Origin of the sequence: Rhizobium sp. Root708, from assembly GCF_001429725.1 — a bacterium.
In the GTDB taxonomy this organism is placed as follows: domain Bacteria; phylum Pseudomonadota; class Alphaproteobacteria; order Rhizobiales; family Rhizobiaceae; genus Rhizobium.
In genome coordinates this window covers 218,364-238,889 of the sequence record NZ_LMHV01000044.1, presented here as the reverse complement: position 1 = coordinate 238,889, position 20,526 = coordinate 218,364, and the positions used below count along the sequence as shown (strand labels likewise).

Here is a 20,526-nt window from a genome sequence, read left to right as displayed (position 1 = left end):
ATGATCCGTCTCCTGATCGTTGAAGATTCCGCTTTGATGCGGAAGTTGCTCGGCCAGATCTTCGGCGCCGAAGCCGATTTCGAGGTCGGGTTTGCTAGCGACGGCGAGGAGGCGTTGAAGATCATCTCGACCTTTAGGCCTGACGTGGTGACCTTGGATATTCATATGCCACGGATGAACGGTCTAGCTTGTCTCGACCGCATCATGCTCGAGTATCCTTGTCCCGTGGTGATGGTGTCCTCGCTCACAAATGAGGGGGCGGACGAGACTTTGAGGGCGCTGGAGATCGGCGCGGTCGACTTCATTGCCAAACCGGCTGGCGCCATTTCCCTCGGAATCGAGGAGCTGGCGCCGCGCCTTGTGGAAAAGGTTCGCATCGCGGCCTCCGTACACATCCGGCGCAGCCGCCGGCTGGCCGAGCGCCTCCGCCTTTCGCGGGCCCGACCCATATCCTCCCCAAAGCCGCGAGATACCGCGTTCCCTCCTCCGAAAGAGGCCACTGAGCATGGTCTGGTGCTGATCGGCACGTCGACCGGCGGACCGCCAGCGTTGGATGCGGTGCTTGCCTGCTTGCCGTCTGATTTCAAATGGCCAGTCGTAGTCGCGCAGCATATGCCTGCTTCCTTCACAGGTGCCCTCGCCCGGCGTCTCGACAAGATATGCGCGATGACGGTTTCAGAGGTCCTTCGGCCGGCGAGGCTTGAACCGGGTAACGTCTACATCGCCAAAGGCGATGCCGACATCCTGATCTCTTCGCGCGCAGGAGCTCTGGTGGCGATGGCGGCACCCAGCGATCCCGAGTTTCGGTGGCACCCAAGCGTCGATCGGATGGTACGCTCGGCGATGAAGCACGTACCGGCCGAAAGTTTGATCGGTGTTCTGATGACCGGCATGGGAAACGATGGTGCTGCGGCCATGGCCGACCTTAGGTCGGCGGGCGGTCATACGATTGCGGAGGCACAGGAGACCGCTGTGGTGTGGGGAATGCCGGGCGAGTTGGTGCAGCGCGGCGGGGCAACCGAAGTGAAGCGGCTGGGCCGGATCGGGCAGCATCTTCTGGATCGGGTCTGCTGATGGCCGTACCTCCGTTCGCCTTCCAGGACCACTGGGCGCAGCCGCTGTCGTCGGGCGACCTCGAGGAGATTTGCGCCCTCATATACAAACGAAGCGGTATGGTTTTCGGTGAAGCCAAGCGCTATTACATCGAGCGACGCGTCTCCGATCTCATCCGCCAGCGACGGGCGCAGTCGGTCAGGGATTACATCTTGATCCTGCGCGGCGATCTTGTTGAATCTGAACTACTGATCAACAGCTTTACGGTCAACGAGACCTATTTCTATCGCGAACTGCACCAGCTCGAATGCTTGAGCAACTCAATCCTTCCCGACCTCATTCGTTCGAAAGGACCAGGTGACCGCATTCGTATCTGGTCGATGCCATGCTCCAGCGGCGAAGAACCCTATTCCATTGCGATCTGGCTGCTTGAGAGCTGGCCTTTGGTCGATTCCTACAATATCGAAATCGTCGGTTCTGATATAGATACCGAGATCCTGCAGCGCGCCGTCGAAGGTTATTTCGGCCGGCGGTCGCTTTCTAGGCTCCCCCGGAATCTTCTTGATCGCTATTTCGAGCCTGAGCAGGATCAGCAACGCCGGTTGATCGGTGATCTGAGGGAATCCGTCACCTTCACCAAGGGCAATATCGTCGATCGCCACAGCCTGACCGCGCTTGGTGGTTTTGATGTGATATTCTGCCGCAATCTGCTTATCTATTTCGACGAGGATGCGCGCGAGGTTGCGGCGCGGAACATTCATGAAATGCTTCATCCGGGCGGCTATGTATGCCTTGGCCACACCGAGTCCATGTCGAGGATATCCGAGACCTTCGAACCCGTCCGTTTCCCCGATGCCATCGTATATCGCGAGACGAGAGAGTTATAGATGGACGAATTGATCGAACAATTCGCCATCGAGGCGCGCGAGCTGGTTCAGCGGGCCTCTGACGACCTGATGGCGCTCGAGACAGACGCCGGCAATCGCGAACACCTCGAAAGCGCTTTTCGGGCAATCCATACACTGAAAGGCTCGGTCGCCCTATTCGATCTGGTACCGATGCAAGACGTGCTGCACCACGCCGAAGATCTTCTGTCCCAGGCACGTGCGGGCACCATCGCTGTGGACGCGACACTGATCGATCCGTTATTGTCGGTAATAGAATGGGTTGACGACAGCATCGAAGCGATCGTTGAGACTGGGCATCTGTCTGATGCGCAGGACAAACAGGCCCTGCGGCTTCTCGGGCTTTTGGCCAGCGAGATGACGGAGCGTGAATCAGACGAAGCGACCCTACCCCTGACCGCTATACCGGATTGGGCGTTTTCGCTTGCCGAGCGATTTTCTCCTTCCGACACTTCGGGATCCACGATCGCCATTCGCTATGAGCCGCATCCGGAGTGCTTCTTCAACGGCGACGACCCTCTGGCGACGATCTCGCGCCTGCCCAACCTTCGACACGTGACACTTTCCCTCAAGGAGCCGTTTCCCTCAAAGAACGATTACGATCCCTTCCGCTGCAGTCTGGTGATTGAGGCTGTCACCGATGGGCCGCTGTCGGATCTGGAGGCCGTGTTCCGGCTTATCCCCGACCAGGTTTCGCTTATTGAGTTGCCGCGGCCCGACGATCAGCCTGCATCCATGGCAACCGATGACCCGCCGGCACGCCTCGCTGATCGCCAGACGACAATGCGGGTGGATACGGCGCGGATCGACAAGCTGATCGAGATCGCCGGCGAACTGGTAACGGCCAAAAACGGCCTTGCGCCACTGGCCGAGGATGCCCGAAGCCGGGGTGACGGCGCTCTGTCCAGGCGCATTGGCTCCAGCCACGCGGAAATCGAAAGGCTTGTGGCATCGCTCTATAACGCCGTCACCCAGGCTCGGATGGTTCCCCTTGAGCAGACCTTTCGCCGGTTTCCGCGGCTCGTCCGCGAAACGTCGGTTAAGCTTGGCAAGGCGCTTGATCTTGTGATCGAAGGAGAGACGGTCGAAGCCGATCGGGAAATCGTCGAAAATCTGTTCGAGCCGCTGCTCCACCTTGTTCGAAACGGGCTCGATCACGGCATTGAGCTTGAAGGCGAAAGGCTGCGGTTGGCGAAACCGGCGAGAGGACGTATCCTTCTTCGTGCACGGCGACGTGGCGACCAGATCGAGATTGAAGTCACCGACGATGGCCGTGGCATGGACGCGGAGGTCATTCGCAAGGCCGCCGTTGACCGTGGTCTGTTGACCTCACACCACGCGGCAGCGTTGCCCGAGAGCGAAGCCCTCCTCCTTGTCTTTGCACCGGGCTTTTCGACGACCTCGGAGGTGTCCAAACTTTCTGGCCGCGGGGTCGGCCTGGATGCGGTCCAGCGAGCCATCCGGCGGCTTGGAGGGACGCTAGACATGCAAAGCACCCCGGGATCGGGAACCACCTTTACGCTCCGGCTCCCGATCAGCTTTTCAATGACGCAGCTCATGGTCGTCGAGGTCGGCGGCGAGCGATATGGCATCCCGATTTCGGAAATCCTCGAGACGCAGAAGCTGCCAGCGGCGGCCGTCCAGCCGATCAAGGAAGGTCGCGCATTCATCCTGCGCAATCGTACCATCCCTTTGCTTGATCTGGCCGAACTGCTGCAGGTCCCGCGTACCAGAGCCGCCGTCCAAGATTTCAAAATCTTGGTCGTTCAGGTCGGCGATGATCAAATCGGAGTGGCGGTCGACGCAATCGCCGAAAGAGCCGAAACCTTGACGCGGCCGCTCTCGGGCCTTCTCCAGGGCGTCACGGGTGTAGCTGGTACTACGTTGCTCGGCGACGGCAGGGTCCTCCTCGTCCTGGATCTCGCGGAGCTGATACGATGACTGTTAGCGTAGTCGACAACTCAATTCGGTTGACCGGTCCATGTGGCGTCGAGGAAGTTGAAACGCTGGTGGGCTACATGGATCTCCATCCGGACCTATATATCGATCTTAGCGCCGCGACGACGATCCACACCGCCCTCTGGCAGGCAATGATGGTTTTCCGGCCAAGTATCAGGGGCACCCCTGCCTCGTCATCGATATCAGACAAGGTCTTTGCTGAACTAACCGCAAACCTTGGAGAAAGCCGCTAAGAGCGGTCTGTTCAACTTGCGAAGGCATGTTCGGACAAATAAGTGCAGCATAGGAGCGATCTCTTTGGTCGCAGAAATTTTCGAGGGTAAAATGACGGTAACCGTTCTGGTCGTGGATGATAGTAAATTGGCTCGAATAGTAGCGGGCAAAGCAATCGCAGCCTTGCAGCCCGAATGGACACGCGTTGAAGCCGGTAGTGCTGCGGATGCGTTGACCCTTGTTGGCTCCCAGCAGGTCGATGTCGCCATCCTGGATTTCAACATGCCTGAAAAAGACGGTCTCGAGCTAGCGTCGGAGCTCCGCTCCGCGCATCCCCACATGCCGATCGCGGTCATCACCGCCAATGTTCAGGATGAGATTGTCGCCAGGGTTCGTGCCCTGAACGCCACTTTTGTCGCCAAGCCGGTCACTCAGGACGCCCTCAGTTCGTTCATCTCCGGAGCCGCCCTTCGGCTTAAAAAGTCAGGCGCATGACAGAGGATACCATCGACCTCGACGAACTCGAGCGGGACGCGCTCACCGAGCTCGTCAATATAGGTGTCAGCCGCGCCGCAGCGAGCCTGCGCAAGATGGTCAAGAGGGAAGTCCTCCTTTCCGTGCCATCGGTCGAGATTGTCACTCGGAAGTCGGCAGCGTCACTGATTGGGCAACGGGAAAGCGAGTCCCTGATCGCTGTTCAGCAGCAGTTTGAGGGTCCCTTTTCTGGCCGTGCGTTGCTGATTTTCCCTCAGAGCAATGGGCTTTCGCTCGTGCGCGCTATTGTCGGCGACGAAATGGACGAGGCCGAACTTCTGGACATGGAAGACGAGGCGCTGGCCGAGACCGGCAATGTGATACTGAACGGCTGTCTTGGCTCCATGGCAAACATGTTGCAACACAGCCTGAAGATGTCTTTGCCCGATGTACGGCGCGGGGACAGCGCGTTGCTGTTTGAGGATTACGATATCAGCGGCGAAGGAAGTTTTGTACTATTCCTCTACATCAACTTCTCGGTAAGAGAGCGCGATATACGGGGTTATATCGCTATGATCATGGATCTTCCATCCCTGGTGAAGTTGAAGCAACTCATTGGCGACTTCATCGAACGGGTGATGACTGAAACCGACTAGCATAAGCTCGGTGAAAATAGGCTGACTAAATGATTGATAGTGCCGACGGTCCGAGACTTGAACATCTGCGTGCAGAAATAGACGCAGCACAGCGACGTCTTCAATTGGTGCTTGATGCGGCCGGGGCGACCTGTGGGTGGGAATGGGACATCGCTGAGAAACGCCTGGTTGCGGATGCGCAGTTTGCAGCCATAACCAATCAAGATCCAGTCGAGCTGGCCGATGGCGTCTCGCCCGATCGTTTTTTTGCCTCCATCCATCCCGACGATCTCAAGCGGGTTAAGATCGCAGTGGCAGGAATTCTTGCTGGCTCTGAAGTCTTCTTCAAGGAATACCGGCTGCTGCGCCCCGACGGTGGCTATCGTTGGGTGCGCGCCAATGGCCGCGCTGTCCGCGGGGCGGACGGCGAGCCGGCAAAATTCATTGGGTCATTGATCGACATTACCGCACAGAAGCGCGTCGATGAACAACTTCGAATAGCGCAGTCTGCAGGCGGTATCGGTACGTTCGAGTACATCGTCGGATATGGAACCATAAGTGTATCTCAGCAGCTCTGCCGGTTGTTCGGCCTGCACCCTACCAAAATCCTACCGGTCAGGACGCTCAACGGTCTTATCCATCCTGACGACGAGCAGATCATAGATCTCAACACTCCTGATGACCTTCAGAATGAGCGGAATATCGAGTTCCGGGTCACGCGCGCAAACGACGGAGAAGAGCGCTGGCTCGCGCGCCGCGGAGAGTATGTCGATGACATCCAAACCAGTGGGAGCCGCTATGTCGGCGTCATTTTCGATATCACGGAAGCCAAACGGACCCAGGAAAGCTTGCGCGAGGCGAATGAGACGCTTGCCGAGATCGCGCGTGAAAGCCTGCGTCAGCGAGACCGCGTCTGGAAGAATTCGCGTGATCTTCTGGTCGTGGTCGATACCGACGGTGTATTTCGCGATGTCAGTCCGTCGTGGTTCGACATTCTCGGTCACGCGCCTGACGATGTGGTAGGCAAAAGAGTACTGGACACCGTCTGGCCTGAGGACCGCGATCGGACAAGGCCCGATCTGCAGAGGGCGTCGGAGAACACCCACACGGAGCTAGAGGTGAGGATGACACACCATGACGGATCCCCCCGGATCATTTCATGGATGACGTCCCGCGAAGATGACCGCGTCTATGCGTATGGCCGTGATGTGACGGCCGAAAAACAGCAAAAGGTCGTCCTCGAGGACACCGAAGCCCAGCTGCGACAGGCACAGAAGATGGAGGCGGTCGGCCAACTGACCGGCGGCATTGCGCACGATTTCAATAATATGCTTACCGGCGTGATCGGCGCGCTTTCCATCATCAAGCGGAGAATAGCGGCCGGCAGGACGGATGATCTCGACAGGTTCATCGATGCAGCCACATCCTCTGCCCATCGCGCCGCGGCCTTGACCCATCGCCTTTTGGCATTTTCACGCCGCCAGTCCTTGGATCGAAAGCCGGTCGACGTAAAGCAACTGGTCGGGTCCATGCAGGAACTGTTCCAACGTACGCTCGGCGAACAGGTCGAGCTTTTGATCAATCTTGCTCCCGAGACGTGGAAAGCCGTCACCGATGCCAATCAACTTGAAAGTGCGATCCTTAACCTCGTTATCAATGCACGCGACGCCATGCCGAATGGGGGCCAGCTGACGATCGAAACCACCAACATCGTTTTCGCCAACGGCGACCTCGCCCGTGGCGAGACGTTGAAGCCGGGAAGTTACGTCGTTCTTGCTGTCAGCGATACCGGCACGGGAATGTCGCAGACCACTATCGATAAGGCTTTCGATCCGTTTTTTACGACGAAACCCATCGGCCAGGGAACGGGGCTCGGACTGTCCATGATTTATGGTTTCGCGCAGCAATCGGGAGGGCATGCCCGAATTTATAGCCAGGTGGGGATTGGAACGACGATCAAGCTCTATCTTCCTGGGGACCTGGCACACGACGGGCCCGCAACAGTTGCGGTAGATACGGAACCCGCACTGCCTCGGGGCGAGGGAGAGACGGTTCTCGTCGTCGAGGATGACGATTCCGTACGTATGCTCGTCGTAGACGTCTTGACCGAGCTAGGTTACCGCGTGATCGAAGCGATCGATAGCACCCAAGCTTTGCCTGTCATTGAGGGCGAGGAGCGTATCGATCTGCTCGTCTCCGATGTCGGTCTTCCCGGAATAAACGGTCGGCAGCTCGCGGAAATTGCCATTGTTGCTCGTCCCGACCTGAATGTTCTGTTCATTACAGGCTATGCCGCAGCCGCAGCCGCGCGTGCCGAGTTCCTGGCGCCTGGGATGGAGATGATCACGAAGCCGTTCGCAATGGACGATCTTGCTCAGAAGGTGAAAGAAATGCTGACAGCAGCCAGCAACCGTTAAGCGGGCTCGCTAAAAAAAGTTGTTTTGAAGGGCTGGGCCGGCGACGCCTAATTCAGACGAGTTAAGCGCTACTTGAACGGCTTGAAACCTACATCTTGCCGTTGCCGCTCCCTTTGGCGGCTATGCGTCAGAAGCAGTTTTACGCGGAACTCGCTCCTGCTAGAGTCTGCTCACGGCCTCAATGATATCACGCAATGCGATCGGCTTTTGGAGCCTGACCACACCGGCCAGTTCGTCCGGAATTACATCTGGATCGTATCCCGTCAAGAAAACGAACGGCGTACCACGCTTGACAAGCTTGTGAGCGACCTCGAACCGCGGACCTCCGCCGCCAAGGCTCAAATCGAGCACAACGCAAGTCGGCGTTTCTTCCTCGAGCAGGCGCAACGCGTCCTCCTCGGTTGGACAGGGCCCGAGGACCTGCGCACCTGCTCCTCGCAACGCTGCCACCGTGTCGGACGCGACGTAGTAATCGTCCTCGACCACGAGGACGATCTTCCCGGTCAGGTCAGGCGCTCCGGTTATGTCGACAGTTCCTCCATATAGTCGGGTCTTCGCGGGTGCGTCGGTTTCCAGAATGCTTTCCGCTTCGCGAAACGGAAACTCGATATGGCAGTGAGCACCGCCCGCCTCGACCGAGTTTGTTCCTGTACCACGTAGCTCGTAAGGGATTTTCGCCTCGATCAGCTCAGAGCCGAAACCGCGGCGTGTCGGTGGCGGCCGCCACGGCGCGCCTTGTTCCACCCAGTCAATGGCGAGCCACGGCTTTCCCCGCTTCTCTAGGGCGGTCCAGGTGACCGATACCTTGCCTGAATCGACCGACAATGCACCATACTTCAGAGCATTGGTGGAAAGCTCGTGGAACGCAAGTGTCAGGACTTCGACGGCCTTGGGGGACAGCATAAGGTCGGGACCGGTGAGTTCATATTGGTTTTCGGAATGCGCCTGCGCTCCGATTTCGCTTTCAAGGATGCGGCGTAGCGACCCGCCGGCATTGGCTTGACGCGTGAGCAATGTCTGAACCCTGGCCAAAGCCAGGAGCCGACCAGCGAGCGATGTCTTGTAGTCTTCGACATCAACCGCTCCGTCGGCAGACCTCACCACGGTGGGACGGATCATTGCCAGGATGTTTCTAACGCGATGCTGCAGTTCGGCTACCAGCACGCCTTGATGCTCGACGGCGATTTTCGTCTCGGTGACATCTTCCGCGATACCGCCAATGCGTTCCACATTGTCCTTCTCATCATAAAGCGGGAAGTCTGTGTTCCTGATCCAGCGAAATGAGCCATCGTTCCGCCGGATGCGAAATTCATGGATGGCAGGCTCACCGCGACGAGCTTGCTCGATGTGACCAAGCGCGGCATCCCGATCCTCAGGTACGATCGTCGCGGCCCAGCGTTCAATGCGCATCGCGCGCAGTGCCATAGATCGTGGCGATAGCCGGGCTGACGAACTCCATGCTCAGTGTTTCGGGGTTCCTGATCCAGAGACCGGACGCGGAGGCGTTGGCGAACTGCCGGAAGCGTTCCTCGCTGTCACGCAGCGCCGCCTCGGCGCGCTTGCGCTCGGTTATGTTGGTAAAGAGGACCGCCACCCGATTGCGTTCACGATCCAGTGTGAAGATGTTCAGGTCGAAAACACGATCCAGCGTCGGCTCAGCTTCTTGGACGCGAATCGCCTTCCCGGTGTCCAGCGCCTGCCCGTAGAGCTGGGTCCAGCGTGGATTCGGCGCACCAAGCAACTCGGTCGCCGTTTGGCCGACCGGCCAAGGCATGCTGGTGTGGGCGAGAAACGCCGGGTTCACCTCGACGAAGCGGAAATCGATCCAAGCTCCTGCCTTGTCCTTCAGAACGTCGACGACTGCGTAGGCCTCGTCCATGGACTCGAACAGCGCGCGGTAGCGTTCCTCGCTGTCGCGCATCGCGTCTTCGGCCGTCTTACGATCGGTGATGTCGCGCCAGAATACCGCAACACCCCCATCCGGTGTGGGATAGGCGCGCACGTCGATCCACATGGTGCGCCCATCTGGCCAATCATAAAGATACTCAGTTGCTCTGGGAACGCGCTCCTGCGCCACGCGCCGATAGAGCGAGCCGAGTGGAGAGTACTCGGTCCCTGGGAACGCGTCCCAATGCGATCGGCCAATGAGTTCTTCGCGTGTACGACCGTCGAGCCTTAGCGTCTCTTGATTGACATCCCGGATCGTAAATTCGGCATCGAAGATGGCAAAGCCCTCGGCCATCGCGTCGAGCACGCCGCGCAGTCGCGCCTCACTATCTCGCAGCGCCGCTTCGGCGCGCTTACGCTCGGTGATATCGTCGTAGAGGATCGCGAATCGGTCGCCAGCGAGGGGATAAGCCTGGACTTCGAACCACCTCCCAAACGCGGGTTCCTCGCGCTCGAACCGCATGGGCTCGCCGGTACGGACCACGCGGTCATAGGTCTCGATCCACACAGGATCGAGTTCCTTGACAAGCTCGCGCGCGGTGCGGCCGACCGCTTCGCCCGCCGGGATGCCGGTTAGCCGTTCGAATTGTGGATTGACCAATTCGGTGCGGTAATCGACCGCGCGCGCTGGCGTCGCGGATCAACTCGTTTTCGAGATAACCCTGCCGCATCGTTTCAAATAAATTGCGGTAGCGCGCCTCGCTCTCGCGCAGCGCCTCCTCGGCGCGCTTGCGGGCATCGATGTCGATATTTATTCCGGCCCATTTTTCGATGTTACCACTGGCGTCGAAAACCGGGGCAGCGCACACATTGGTCCAGCGCCAACCGCCATCTGGGGCACGAAGACGAAATTCGGCATTGACGAGGTGACGAGCCGCCATCGCTTCTCGCCACTGGCGCTCCGCATACGCGCGATCGTCCAGATGTATGGCATTGAGCCACCCGTCTCCCAGCCATTCCTCCAGGGTTTGACCTGTATAGGCGCGCCAGCTCGGGCTGTCGGCCGTTACAACGCCTGCGGCATCTGTTTCCCAAACTGCCTGAGCCCAGGTGCCGATGAGCAACCGATGCCGCGTCTCGCTTTCTCGCGCAAATCCCTCAAGTTCGGCTTTCTCGGCCAGCTTGGCCTCGGCCCGGGCCAGGCGCTCCTCCAGCAGCTTTATGGTTTTGGATGGATTCATAACGTCGGTTTCTCGCTCCAGCAGTACGAGTTATCAAAGAATATTAGTTCACTTTGGCGGTCGGAATAGACCGCCTGGTGGAAGAATTCCCGATGGCTTGAATTTGAAGTCGTCCGCTCCGGATAAGGGCAACTTTGCCCAAATCGGGAAATAACCGCGCTTCAGGATAAGGTGGGTGAAGTCACTGGCGAGGCCTGCAAGGCGCTCGAACTCGTTCGTGACGAACTGGCGGAGCATTTTTGGGGGGCAACGCTGCACATCAACAACCCCACACCACACGGGTTATGACGGCGATGTCGAGCGCGACAGCACTGGTGTTGCCGAGGGATAACGAACCAACTCAACCGGGAATATTGGGTCTCTGACAGAGAGGAACTGGAGGCGCGCCTCGACGAGGACGAAATCGGGCATCCGTTCGGCGATGATCGAGTGGCTATGAGAGACGCGCCATCAACGAGCCACTTACTTCGAAGTTCAAGCCCTACCGTCCAGCCGTGGCGGCTCGGAGCGCAGAGCAGAAACATCGGACAATCGTGCGGCGGATTGAGGGGCTCGCGGCGAGCGCTAACTCACCTCATCGCTCGATAATCTGAACCGGAGGGATCGTATGGAACAGGCGAGTGTCGGCTGGATCGCAGCAATCATCATCGGCGCCATCGCGGGGTGGCTCGCCGAACAGTTCATGAGGTCCGACATGGGCGTCCTCATGACCATCATTCTCGGCATCGTCGGTGCGATCGTCGCCAACGCGATCCTGTCCCTTTTCGGCATCGAGTTGGGTGGCTGGCTTGCCTATCTCATCGCGGGCTTTATCGGCGCCTGCATCCTGATCGCGATCGGGCGCATGTTCCGGCGTTGAAGGATATGGCCTCCGCGCAACGACGCCCTGCCAGAGGGTGTGAAGGATCTCGGCCGTTTCCAAAAAATATTTTGGGCGGTGCAGCGTGTGGCCTGAATTGTCTCCGCGCTGTTCCTGGTGAGATGCCTGTTTGGCGCTTTCGACCGCGGCGGCTACCTGTCGCAAACGCTGGTTACCTCGGAGAGGGGCTTGGTCGACTACCACGCCATAACACGCTGGAACGCACCGGACGATCTTAAGGTAACGTTCGCTCCAGCGGCGGAAGATTGGCCCTCACAGACGGCCGCTCTTCGAAACCTAGTCCGTCGAGTGCATCGATCCGCGACAGAAGACGGCGACGAGGAAGGACGGCCTCACGGGCTACGTCTTCCATGGCGATCGTTCGAAACCGGCAAGCGCCACCTTCCGATCAGATGGCCGGGTTCGAAGTGGAAGGCGTGGATGGTTCGTGCCTTGCTCGGTAAAGCGCGCTCGATCAGGACCGAGCCGAACCTTTTCCGAGCTCGTCTTACCACCCGGGCTTCCCGCCTCGTGGAGATCCCCTTTGGCGACGAGACGGTGGCACTGCGCTGATCCTGTTCTTGTCACGACTTCGGTGAGCTGGAACAACTTGGCGCGACTAAGGTTATTCCGGCACTCACGAACCCGTGATCCAGGAGACACCCACATGACAGAGCCGGTTTCCACAGTCGCCCACATCCACACCCGTGACGACAATCCATATCTCAACGCGGCCCTGAACAAAGTGTCATGGGGATCCATTTTTGCTGGCGTCGCCGTCGCGCTCGTCGTGCAGCTTCTGCTAAACCTGCTGGGAGCGGGCATCGGCGCGGCAGTCATCGATCCGGCCTCGAACGACAATCCCAGTGCAACGGCGATGTCGGTTGGAACTGCCGTCTGGTTTGTCGTCAGCGGTCTTATTGCCTCGTTCGTCGGAGGCTATATCGCGAGCCGTCTGTCCGGCCGCCCGATTCGCTCGACAGGCGCTCTTCATGGTGTAGCTTCCTGGGCGGTGACAACCCTTGTGATCGTCTACATGCTGACCACGTCCGTCGGCGCGCTGGTCGGCGGCGTATTCTCCGGCCTGGGCGGGATCGTATCCGGTGCGGGTTCGACTGTGGCCACGGCAGCTTCGACGGCCGCCCCTGCCCTTGCGACAGCGAGCGATCCGATGGCCGGCATCGAGCGCAGCGTTCGTGACGCCAGCGGCGGCAACGACCCGGCAGCTCTTCGCGACGCAGCGGTGGCATCCGTTCGCGCGGCATTGACTGGTGACCAGGCGAAGGCCGAGGAAGCACGTAACCGGGCTGCGGACGCGATTGCCAAGGCGCAGAGCATTCCAGTGGACCAGGCCAGGCAGCAGGTCGCTCAGTACGAGCAGCAGTACAAGGATGCAGTCGCGCAGGCAAAACAGCAGGCAACGGAAACAGCACAGGTCGCGACGACCGCATTTTCGGCAGGCGCAATCCTCGCCTTCATCGCGCTCGCCATCGGCGGCATAGCGGCCTGGATCGGCGGCGCGGTCGGAACCACGCATGTCGATCGAGACGAAGAAGTCTACCTGAACCGCTAAGAATACCAAGGAGATCCGAAATGAGCATTTTCGACCGCATCAAGCACGCCATTTTCGGCGAGGCCCACGCGGCCCCCGTTCAAAAGCCTTCGGCGGGCGCCGGGACCACGACGTCAACGGGAGGAGCTTCATCGCCGGCACAATCCGCGCCCCGTCTTCGGCGGCAAGCCCAGCACCGACCTCCGCGCCAGCTGGAAACGCGACGCCGTCAGCCAGACAGACATCGCCTTCGCAAGAGTCGGCAACCAATCCCACTGCCATCAGTGCTCCAGGCCAGGCCGTCGACATCGAGCCGCTCCTCGACGAGGCAGTCAAGAAGTCGGGCCAGAAACTCGACTGGCGGCATTCGATCGTCGACCTCATGAAGGCTGTTGGGATGGATGCCAGCCTTGAGGAGCGGAAAGAACTGGCGCAGGAACTTGGCTATACGGCCGACGCTCATGACAGCGCCAAAATGAACAACTTCCTTCACAAGGCGCTCATGAAGAAGCTTTCGGATAACGGCGGAAAAGTCCCGGCCGATCTCCTCGATTGAGCAGCTTCAGTCTTGAGCGCGAACGCTGTCCGTACTCTCTCCACCAGGAGCCAAAGGCAATGCCAAATCCAAAAGATTCTCCAGCCGTCCGATCGATGCTGAACGAGCAGGCCAAACAGCGCAGCCGTTCGAAAGACCAGCTCGACCGGGGTCTCGAGGAAAGCTTTCCGGCGTCGGATCCGGTATCGGCGACAACCACGTCAATCCCCTCAGGTCGAGTAGACGCGGACGAAGCTTCCCGTCTCGCCGACACCGCAAGCGTGGTAGACCTCAGTGAGTCTCCCCTCGTCGATTCCGCGCTCGCAGCGACTCGCCACGAGGCTGGCGGCGGAGTGCAGACACCGTCGCGAGACGAACTTGCTGCGCTACGCCACGATGCCAGGAGACTTTCAGGTTCCGTTTCCGAACTAGCGGAAGGCGGCGCGCACCTCGCAAAGGCCGAGGTCCAGAGCCTGTGGAGCGACGTCGAGTTGGAAATCCGGGCGAGGCCCCTTACTGCCATGGGCATCGTTGCCGCGCTTGCCTTCCTGTGGGGCGCCACGAGATAGGGTGGTTTTGAACACTTTAGCCGGCCGCCGGGCGCCCTTCGAACATCAGCAGGAACGGATCATTCCCAGGTTCGGAACTTGCCGTCGGAGGCGGTCTTTCTTCTCGCGAATTCCCTAAAGAGGAGGGAACTTTGCAACGCACTCACAGTTAAGCCGAGACAATGGCGACTGTAAACGCGTGACGAGCGCCTAAGCCTTCCAGCCAAAAGCGAAGGCCGTCAGAAAGACGGCCCCTTTTTTGATGTCAGACAATGTTGCCAAGGGGAAACTGCAATGGCCAAACGCACGACGAAGGCTGTATCCGGCGCCTCGGATACAAATTCAGTAGGTATCCATGACCAGAAGCTCCATCGCGGCACTGGAGGCGAGCTCCACCAGTTCGCGGGGGATGGTCACGATGTCCTGACAACGGCGCAAGGCGGCCCGGTGGCCGATGATCAGAATTCGTTACGGATTGGACCGCGCGGGCCGCTCGTCGTCGACGACTTCCATTTTCGGGAAAAGATCTTTCATTTCGATCACGAGCGCATTCCCGAGCGCGTCGTGCATGCCAGGGGCTATGGTGCCCACGGCTTCTTCGAGACCTACGAGTCCTTGTCCGACATCACGCGGGCCGACGTATTCCAACGCGCAGGGGAAAAGACCCCGGTGTTCGTCCGCTTTTCAACGGTAGCCGGCAGCAAGGGGTCCTTTGACCTCGCCCGCGACGTTCGGGGCTTTGCCGTCAAAATGTACACCAAGGAAGGCAACTGGGATCTCGTGGGAAACAATATTCCCGTGTTCTTCATCCAGGACGCGATCCGGTTTCCCGACATGGTCCATGCGGTCAAGCCGGAGCCCGACCGCGGATTCCCTCAAGCGCAGTCGGCGCACGATAATTTCTGGGACTTTATCAGCCTGACACCCGAGAGCATGCACATGATCATGTGGGTCATGTCGGACCGCGCGATCCCGCGTTCATTCCGTTTCATGGAAGGTTTCGGCGTCCACACCTTCCGTTTCGTCAATGCCGAAGACAAGTCGACATTCGTGAAATTCCACTGGAAGCCGAAGCTTGGCCTCCAGTCCGTCGCATGGAACGAGGCGGTCAAGATCAACGGCGCCGATCCGGATTATCATCGGCGAGACCTCTGGCAGTCGATTCAGTCAGGAAACTTCCCCGAGTGGGAACTCTCGGTGCAGCTCTTCGACCAGGGCTTCGCCGACAGCTTCGACTTCGACGTCCTCGATCCGACGAAGATAATCCCGGAGGAAGTGCTGCCAGTGCGGCCGATCGGGCGACTGGTGCTCGACCGCATGCCCGACAACTTCTTCGCCGAAACCGAGCAGGTCGCGTTCATGACACAGAATGTGCCCCCCGGTATCGACTTCAGTAACGACCCACTGCTTCAGGGCCGCAACTTTTCCTACCTCGATACCCAGTTGAAGCGTCTCGGTGGACCAAACTTCACGCATTTACCGATAAACGCGCCGAAGTGTCCCTTCCAGCATTTTCAGCAGGATGGGCACATGGCGATGCGTAACCCTGTTGGACGCGTCAACTACCAGCCGAACTCGTTCGGTGAAGGCCCACGGGAGTCGCCGTCCAGGGGCTATCGCCATTTCCCGGCCGAAGAACAGGGCACCAAAAGCCGTTTACGTCCGGAGAGCTTCGCCGACCACTATAGCCAGGCACGGCAGTTCTACATCAGCCAGACTGGAGCGGAACAACGCCACATCGCCATGGCGCTCACATTCGAGCTGAGCAAGGTCGAAACTCCGGCAATTCGCGAACGAATGGTGTCTCATCTCATGAACATCGACGAGACGCTCGCGACGACCGTCGCGCAGAAGCTCGGTTTCAAGTCGATGCCGAAGCCTGCCGATGCCGCCATGCCCACCAGACAGGACCTCGAACCGTCGCCCGCTCTCAGCATCGTCGAACGCGGTCCCAAACGCTTCGAGGGCCGAAAGCTCGGCATTCTGGTGACAGACGGCGTCGATGCCAAGCTGTTGAAGAGCCTGACATCCGCGATCACGAAAGCCAAGGCGGTTGTCGAAATCGTAGCCCCCAAGGTGGGTGGCGTGACAGCATCGGATGGTAGCTTGATCGTGGCCCATCATATGATCGATGGTGGGCCGTCGGTTCTGTTCGACGCAGTGGCGCTTTTGGCTTCCCACCAGGCAATCGAGGACTTGGTCAAGGAGGCGGCCGCGAGGGACTTCGTTGCTGACGCGTTCCAGCATTGCAAGTTTATCGGGTACGACCAATCGGCGTTGCCGCTTCTTGACAAGGCGGGGATCGCATCCGCGTTGGACGAGGGAACGGTCGAACTGTCTGAAGCGAAGGATATCGCCGGCTTCGTCGAAGAACTTGGCAAGCTTCGCGTCTGGGGCCGCGAGCCATCGGTCAAGCTGGGCAAAGCGTCACCGCCCATCGCTTGAGATTGGGCGACGCCTTCTACCTGTTTGCGAAAGACAGGGGCGCCCCGCGATTCAGTCGGGGCGTCGGTGCCGGTCACCAAAGAGATCAGCGATGTGCATGCTTTCGACCAATGGAGGTGCGGGGAAGATTTTCACCTGCTCGATCAGCAACAACCGGGACGTCGAATATGATGGCGGCTCCTGGTTCCGATCGTTTGAAAAGAGCCTAATCGTCACTGTGGCGAGGGGGTGATATAGTGGCATCGCAAAGACCATTCCTCGAAACGCCAGATGGCCGCTACATTGTGGTTCGGGGTCGTCTCTGGAGGCGCACAAATCCAAATCTCCCCGAGGGAGAACGAAAGCGTCTCGTTAGAGAATTGATGGCAGCTCGAAGGGCTGTCAAGGACGCCGTCGGTAACGATGAGCGACTGCGTGAGGCACGGAAAGCTGTAGACGCCGCTAAGATCGGACTTGGTGAGAGAGGGCCTGCGTGGTGGACCGACGGATCGCCAGATCTTAACAGGCAAATGGCGAGGTCGACGCCTTACGCCAACTGGTTTGAACGGCCAACGGAGTAATGAGCGCGGATCGGGGAACATTCGCCCTCGCACTGCATTGTGCCGCCAGCACGCTGCCTTCGCTCCCATTTTGCGGGTGATGCCCGTCGCCAGTCATGGCACATAGACGAGGCCCGAAGCGAGCTTCGCCTCGTCCGCGTGTGGCCAAGACGCTGACTGACGAGACCGCGGCGGACAGGTGGGGCGCTCGGCTGCCGTTTCGTTGGCCATGACGAGAAACTGGAAAAATCGCCATGTTCACCATCCCTGTCGCGTCCAGTTGACACGCTCACGGCCTCAGAGAAGGAATGTGCGGGACCCAAAGACGTTCCGGCCCCCGCGTGGTTCGTACGCTGGGAGACACGGTCCGCCTTTTGATGCTGCAAGGTCGAAAACCAGAGTCACCAAGTTTTGACCCGAGAGGTGACGCCTACCTGGTTTGTGCGTTTGCTCGGTCCTGCCCGGGCAAGACCATTACTGTTCCGTATGTGAGTATTCGCTCGCGGATTGCCGATCACGGCTGCTCGCGGACGCCTGGAGTGGCTTCGCGCTGATCTGCATCCTCAAGATCGCTAGCCACGATGAAGGTGTCTGTATGTTGACGGGCGGCTTCGCGCGCAGCGGCAAGATTGGGAACGTCGTCGCTGTCTATTTCGTCATTCTCGCGCAGGATCTCTTTCTCTGCTTGTAGCCAATGATCATCATGGCGGCCATGGGGGCCGCCGTCCGCTTCCCAGATATGATATGCGCGGGACCGGATCCGGTCGAGAATATCTTCGTCACTTACCGCGCTGATCTCGGCCTGGGCTGGAATGCCCGTCTCGTTGGTGACGCTCTCGTTTTCATTGTTCATCCGTTGCTTGGCCAAGATCGTGCTCCTTGTTCGAAACCAATCCTGAAACGCTGCTGTCGAGGCACGGTTCCCAAAAAGGGAAGCGTTGACGCGAATGCCCTGAAAACCCATTTAGGCCGCATGCCAAAGCAAGAAAAGAACGATGTCGAACTCCTCAGAAGCTGGACGCTCACGCCGACAGCCACGCTGGGCTCAGCGGTGCGTGCGAAAGGCATTCTCCTCGAACTCCGGGCACGACTTCCGGCCGCCGTGAGGAAGTCGCTCGATCTTGAAGGGAGCGAGCTGAGGCTCGCCATGCCGGCCAGTGCGAAGTCGGAGTTCCAAGCCGCATCGGCCGTTGTCGCCGAGGCGATGAAGATTGTTGAAAGTCTTCCTGTGATCCCGCGCGAGATTCAGGACATCCTGACGATGAAGGCCAGCGAGCGACACCGCTGGCTGGCCGATGGTCGCCTGCCCAGCGCGGGAACGCGCACGGTCCGGCTGAACGGCCGCGCCCGCAGGATCACGTTCCACGTCTTCGATCCGAAGTTCGTGGAGGATATCCTTGACCGCGGCGTCGTTGACGAATGGCGATAGGATGACCTGGTGGCGGCAGCCGAAAAGCGCAGGCAGGCGGCATATAACAAAAGCTTACGCGCTCACTGAAGAAAACTGCCAAAGCGAAGAAGGGAAGTAAGAAGAGGCCGGACGAGGCAGCGGCTGCGCTTCGGGGATGGGAAGAATTCGATCTTGATGGGCTGCTTCGGTAGCAATGTGGCCTGAAGCAGGCAGCATAAACCTTTTGCTACATGGCGCGTTTCCGATGAGGAAAACTTTACAGGACGCCTTCCATGCCTCGCAAACCTAATTTCGAACTTCTGGCCAGATCTGGCTACGCCGCACGCGGCATCGTATTTTTGCTTGTCGCGGGGCTCGCACTTCTCTCCGGAGTGACTGGAGGAAAGGCCGACACGAAATCTGCGGTCTCGACACTGCTGGTGCAGCCCTTTGGTCGCGTATGGGTCGGGCTCATTGGCCTCGGACTTGTGGGCTTCGCGGCTTGGCGCCTTGCGCAGTCGCTGGCCGATAGCGACGGACATGGCTCCGATTGGAAGGCCGTAGTTATCAGGGCTGCGTTGCTCGCAAGCGCGATTACCTACCTCGGTCTAGCAGGGTATGCGCTTGGACACGCGGTTTCCGCCGCCGGCGGCGTCAAGGGATCCGGCGAAAAGGGCCTCGCTAGTTGGGTGATGTCGCAGCCCTTTGGTCCCTACCTCGCCATCATGATTGGTACAGGCTTTATTATCGGGGGCGTTGTAACGTCGGCAAAGGGCCTGACGAGGAAATTCGAGCGATATCTCCGCTTCCCCGATGCCAAAGGTGTCGTGGTCGCACTCTGCATCTATGGGCTGTTGGCCCGGGGTGTCGTCTTCGCGATTACAGGCATCCTGTTTGCCTACGCAGGCTTCACCGTCGATCCTGGGCAGGCTGGAAGCATTTCAGATGCTCTGGCATGGTTGGGGCAGCTCCCTTTCGGAGCCTTCCTTTACACCGCAGTCGCGATCGGGCTGGCGGCGTTTGGATTTTATAATCTTGTCGAAGCACGTTATCGGATTGTTCGCGGGCCAAGCGTCAGCGATATAAAACGGGCGGTGGCTCTTTGAGCCACCTGATTGTCCGCAATGTCGTGAGCTTGTTCTGAAGGCCGCCCATGCGAGCAACGGGGCCGCATCGCGATGCGTGCTCGATAAAAATCCTCCGTGAAGGAAGGTCCACGCCTGTCGGAACCTAGCTGAGTTTCACGATAGTATTCCAGAATTCGTCAGACAACCTCGGCGTCGCTTTCTTCTGGTTGGAACCCATAGTTCGGCGTCCTCGTTAACCGCAAAACCCTGGAGGTCGATCATGAAAAAGCTCGCAGTCCTCGTTGCAATCGTGCTGGCGGGCTCGCCTGCCTTGGCGATCTCACGCCTAAGCCCGCTTAAGATGACCTGCGATCAAGCGCGGGCCACTGTCCACAATCAAGGTGCGGTAATCTTTCGGTGGACGTCACCGCGCGGGTTGCCGCTCTACGACCGCTTTGTGCGCAACGGCCGCTACTGCGATCCGAACGAATACGCGGAGTGGAAGCGGATCCCAACGCGTGATAATCGCGCATGTCTAGTGCTCTTTTGCGAAAACCTCAATCGGCTGGACGGCGATTTCATCATCCCGGACAATTCGCTTTGAACGGCGTCGTCCGGCGACGTTTATCCGATTTCGTAGGCGGCAGCGTTGAGCCGTTTGTTTAGTGCTCAATGCGCATCGCGAAGTGGTTGCTGTCATGCTCGACTTTGAAGAGGTATTGCGGGTCGGAGTGGCCTTCGGCCAGAAGAGCTGCACGCACACCCGATCCGCTCCGGCACAGGATTCTGCCAAACGGGAAATCACCG

Annotated in this window: 18 protein-coding genes and 2 pseudogenes; 16 read left to right on the top strand and 4 right to left on the bottom strand. The window is 59.1% G+C overall.

Features of this window, described 5'->3' with window-relative positions; translation table 11 throughout:
• The 7 genes from ASE04_RS29290 (at nucleotide 1) to ASE04_RS29260 (ending at nucleotide 7,656) form a co-directional block, all read left to right on the top strand.
• Nucleotides 1-1,074 carry a protein-glutamate methylesterase/protein-glutamine glutaminase gene (locus ASE04_RS29290; protein ID WP_056826274.1) on the top strand — a complete coding sequence of 358 codons (1,074 nt, stop codon included), beginning with the start codon at nucleotides 1-3 and terminating at the stop codon, nucleotides 1,072-1,074.
• Nucleotides 1,074-1,940 (top strand): CheR family methyltransferase, encoded by an 867-nt coding sequence (locus ASE04_RS29285; RefSeq protein ID WP_056826272.1) that lies wholly within the window; start codon nucleotides 1,074-1,076, stop codon nucleotides 1,938-1,940. The genes ASE04_RS29290 and ASE04_RS29285 overlap by 1 nt, the downstream gene beginning before the upstream one ends.
• Nucleotides 1,941-3,899: a chemotaxis protein CheA gene (locus ASE04_RS29280; RefSeq protein WP_056826270.1), complete on the top strand. Its 1,959-nt coding sequence runs from the start codon at nucleotides 1,941-1,943 to the stop codon at nucleotides 3,897-3,899. It begins immediately after the preceding gene.
• Nucleotides 3,896-4,150 (top strand): hypothetical protein, encoded by a 255-nt coding sequence (locus ASE04_RS29275; RefSeq protein WP_056826269.1) that lies wholly within the window; start codon nucleotides 3,896-3,898, stop codon nucleotides 4,148-4,150. The genes ASE04_RS29280 and ASE04_RS29275 overlap by 4 nt, the downstream gene beginning before the upstream one ends.
• Nucleotides 4,151-4,241: 91 nt before the next feature.
• Nucleotides 4,242-4,625, top strand: coding sequence for a response regulator (locus ASE04_RS29270; protein ID WP_056826461.1), 384 nt, complete (start codon nucleotides 4,242-4,244; stop codon nucleotides 4,623-4,625).
• Entirely contained in the window at nucleotides 4,622-5,260 is a 639-nt protein-coding gene (locus tag ASE04_RS29265; protein WP_056826267.1) for a chemotaxis protein CheX, read from the top strand. The genes ASE04_RS29270 and ASE04_RS29265 overlap by 4 nt, the downstream gene beginning before the upstream one ends.
• A 29-nt stretch (nucleotides 5,261-5,289) precedes the next feature.
• Entirely contained in the window at nucleotides 5,290-7,656 is a 2,367-nt protein-coding gene (locus ASE04_RS29260; protein ID WP_056826265.1) for a hybrid sensor histidine kinase/response regulator, read from the top strand.
• A gap of 159 nt (nucleotides 7,657-7,815) precedes the next feature.
• Here ASE04_RS29260 and ASE04_RS29255 read toward each other — a convergent pair whose 3' ends face one another.
• From ASE04_RS29255 to ASE04_RS29250, 3 genes are read right to left on the bottom strand one after another with little or no spacing between them, the layout of a single operon-like run.
• Entirely contained in the window at nucleotides 7,816-9,066 is a 1,251-nt protein-coding gene (locus ASE04_RS29255; protein ID WP_200960785.1) for an HWE histidine kinase domain-containing protein, read from the bottom strand.
• Nucleotides 9,056-10,204 carry a PAS domain S-box protein gene (locus ASE04_RS31340; protein WP_200960784.1) on the bottom strand — a complete coding sequence of 383 codons (1,149 nt, stop codon included), beginning with the start codon at nucleotides 10,202-10,204 and terminating at the stop codon, nucleotides 9,056-9,058. Before ASE04_RS31340 ends, ASE04_RS29255 begins: the two co-directional genes overlap by 11 nt.
• Nucleotides 10,092-10,784 (bottom strand): PAS domain-containing protein, encoded by a 693-nt coding sequence (locus ASE04_RS29250; protein ID WP_056826263.1) that lies wholly within the window; start codon nucleotides 10,782-10,784, stop codon nucleotides 10,092-10,094. The genes ASE04_RS31340 and ASE04_RS29250 overlap by 113 nt, the downstream gene beginning before the upstream one ends.
• A 607-nt stretch (nucleotides 10,785-11,391) precedes the next feature.
• Here ASE04_RS29250 and ASE04_RS29245 point away from each other — a divergent pair.
• From ASE04_RS29245 to ASE04_RS31840, 6 genes and pseudogenes are all read left to right on the top strand, one after another.
• Nucleotides 11,392-11,643 (top strand): GlsB/YeaQ/YmgE family stress response membrane protein, encoded by a 252-nt coding sequence (locus ASE04_RS29245; RefSeq protein ID WP_056826261.1) that lies wholly within the window; start codon nucleotides 11,392-11,394, stop codon nucleotides 11,641-11,643.
• 667 nt (nucleotides 11,644-12,310) lie between these two features.
• Nucleotides 12,311-13,216: a hypothetical protein gene (locus ASE04_RS29240; RefSeq protein WP_056826259.1), complete on the top strand. Its 906-nt coding sequence runs from the start codon at nucleotides 12,311-12,313 to the stop codon at nucleotides 13,214-13,216.
• A 20-nt stretch (nucleotides 13,217-13,236) separates the two neighbouring features.
• Nucleotides 13,237-13,751: pseudogene (locus tag ASE04_RS29235) on the top strand (DUF3597 domain-containing protein).
• 59 nt (nucleotides 13,752-13,810) lie between these two features.
• Nucleotides 13,811-14,299 carry a hypothetical protein gene (locus tag ASE04_RS29230; RefSeq protein ID WP_056826459.1) on the top strand — a complete coding sequence of 163 codons (489 nt, stop codon included), beginning with the start codon at nucleotides 13,811-13,813 and terminating at the stop codon, nucleotides 14,297-14,299.
• Between the two features lie 273 nt (nucleotides 14,300-14,572).
• Nucleotides 14,573-16,723 carry a catalase C gene (gene catE / locus ASE04_RS29225; protein ID WP_056826257.1) on the top strand — a complete coding sequence of 717 codons (2,151 nt, stop codon included), beginning with the start codon at nucleotides 14,573-14,575 and terminating at the stop codon, nucleotides 16,721-16,723.
• Nucleotides 16,724-16,959: 236 nt separating this feature from the next.
• Nucleotides 16,960-17,283, top strand: coding sequence for a hypothetical protein (locus ASE04_RS31840; protein WP_082597553.1), 324 nt, complete (start codon nucleotides 16,960-16,962; stop codon nucleotides 17,281-17,283).
• A 493-nt stretch (nucleotides 17,284-17,776) separates the two neighbouring features.
• Here the strand turns inward: ASE04_RS31840 and ASE04_RS29215 are convergent, their stop codons facing one another.
• Nucleotides 17,777-18,130, bottom strand: coding sequence for a DUF2934 domain-containing protein (locus tag ASE04_RS29215; RefSeq protein WP_056826457.1), 354 nt, complete (start codon nucleotides 18,128-18,130; stop codon nucleotides 17,777-17,779).
• Nucleotides 18,131-18,235: 105 nt separating this feature from the next.
• On the opposite strand from ASE04_RS29215, the pseudogene ASE04_RS29210 reads away from it, so the two are divergent.
• The 3 genes and pseudogenes from ASE04_RS29210 (at nucleotide 18,236) to ASE04_RS29200 (ending at nucleotide 20,323) form a co-directional block, all read left to right on the top strand.
• Nucleotides 18,236-18,864 (top strand): annotated as a pseudogene (locus ASE04_RS29210) (hypothetical protein).
• A gap of 81 nt (nucleotides 18,865-18,945) precedes the next feature.
• Entirely contained in the window at nucleotides 18,946-19,758 is an 813-nt protein-coding gene (locus tag ASE04_RS29205) for a DUF1206 domain-containing protein (protein ID WP_056826253.1), read from the top strand.
• A 241-nt stretch (nucleotides 19,759-19,999) separates the two neighbouring features.
• Nucleotides 20,000-20,323, top strand: coding sequence for a hypothetical protein (locus ASE04_RS29200; RefSeq protein ID WP_056826251.1), 324 nt, complete (start codon nucleotides 20,000-20,002; stop codon nucleotides 20,321-20,323).
• Nucleotides 20,324-20,526: the final 203 nt, after the last annotated feature.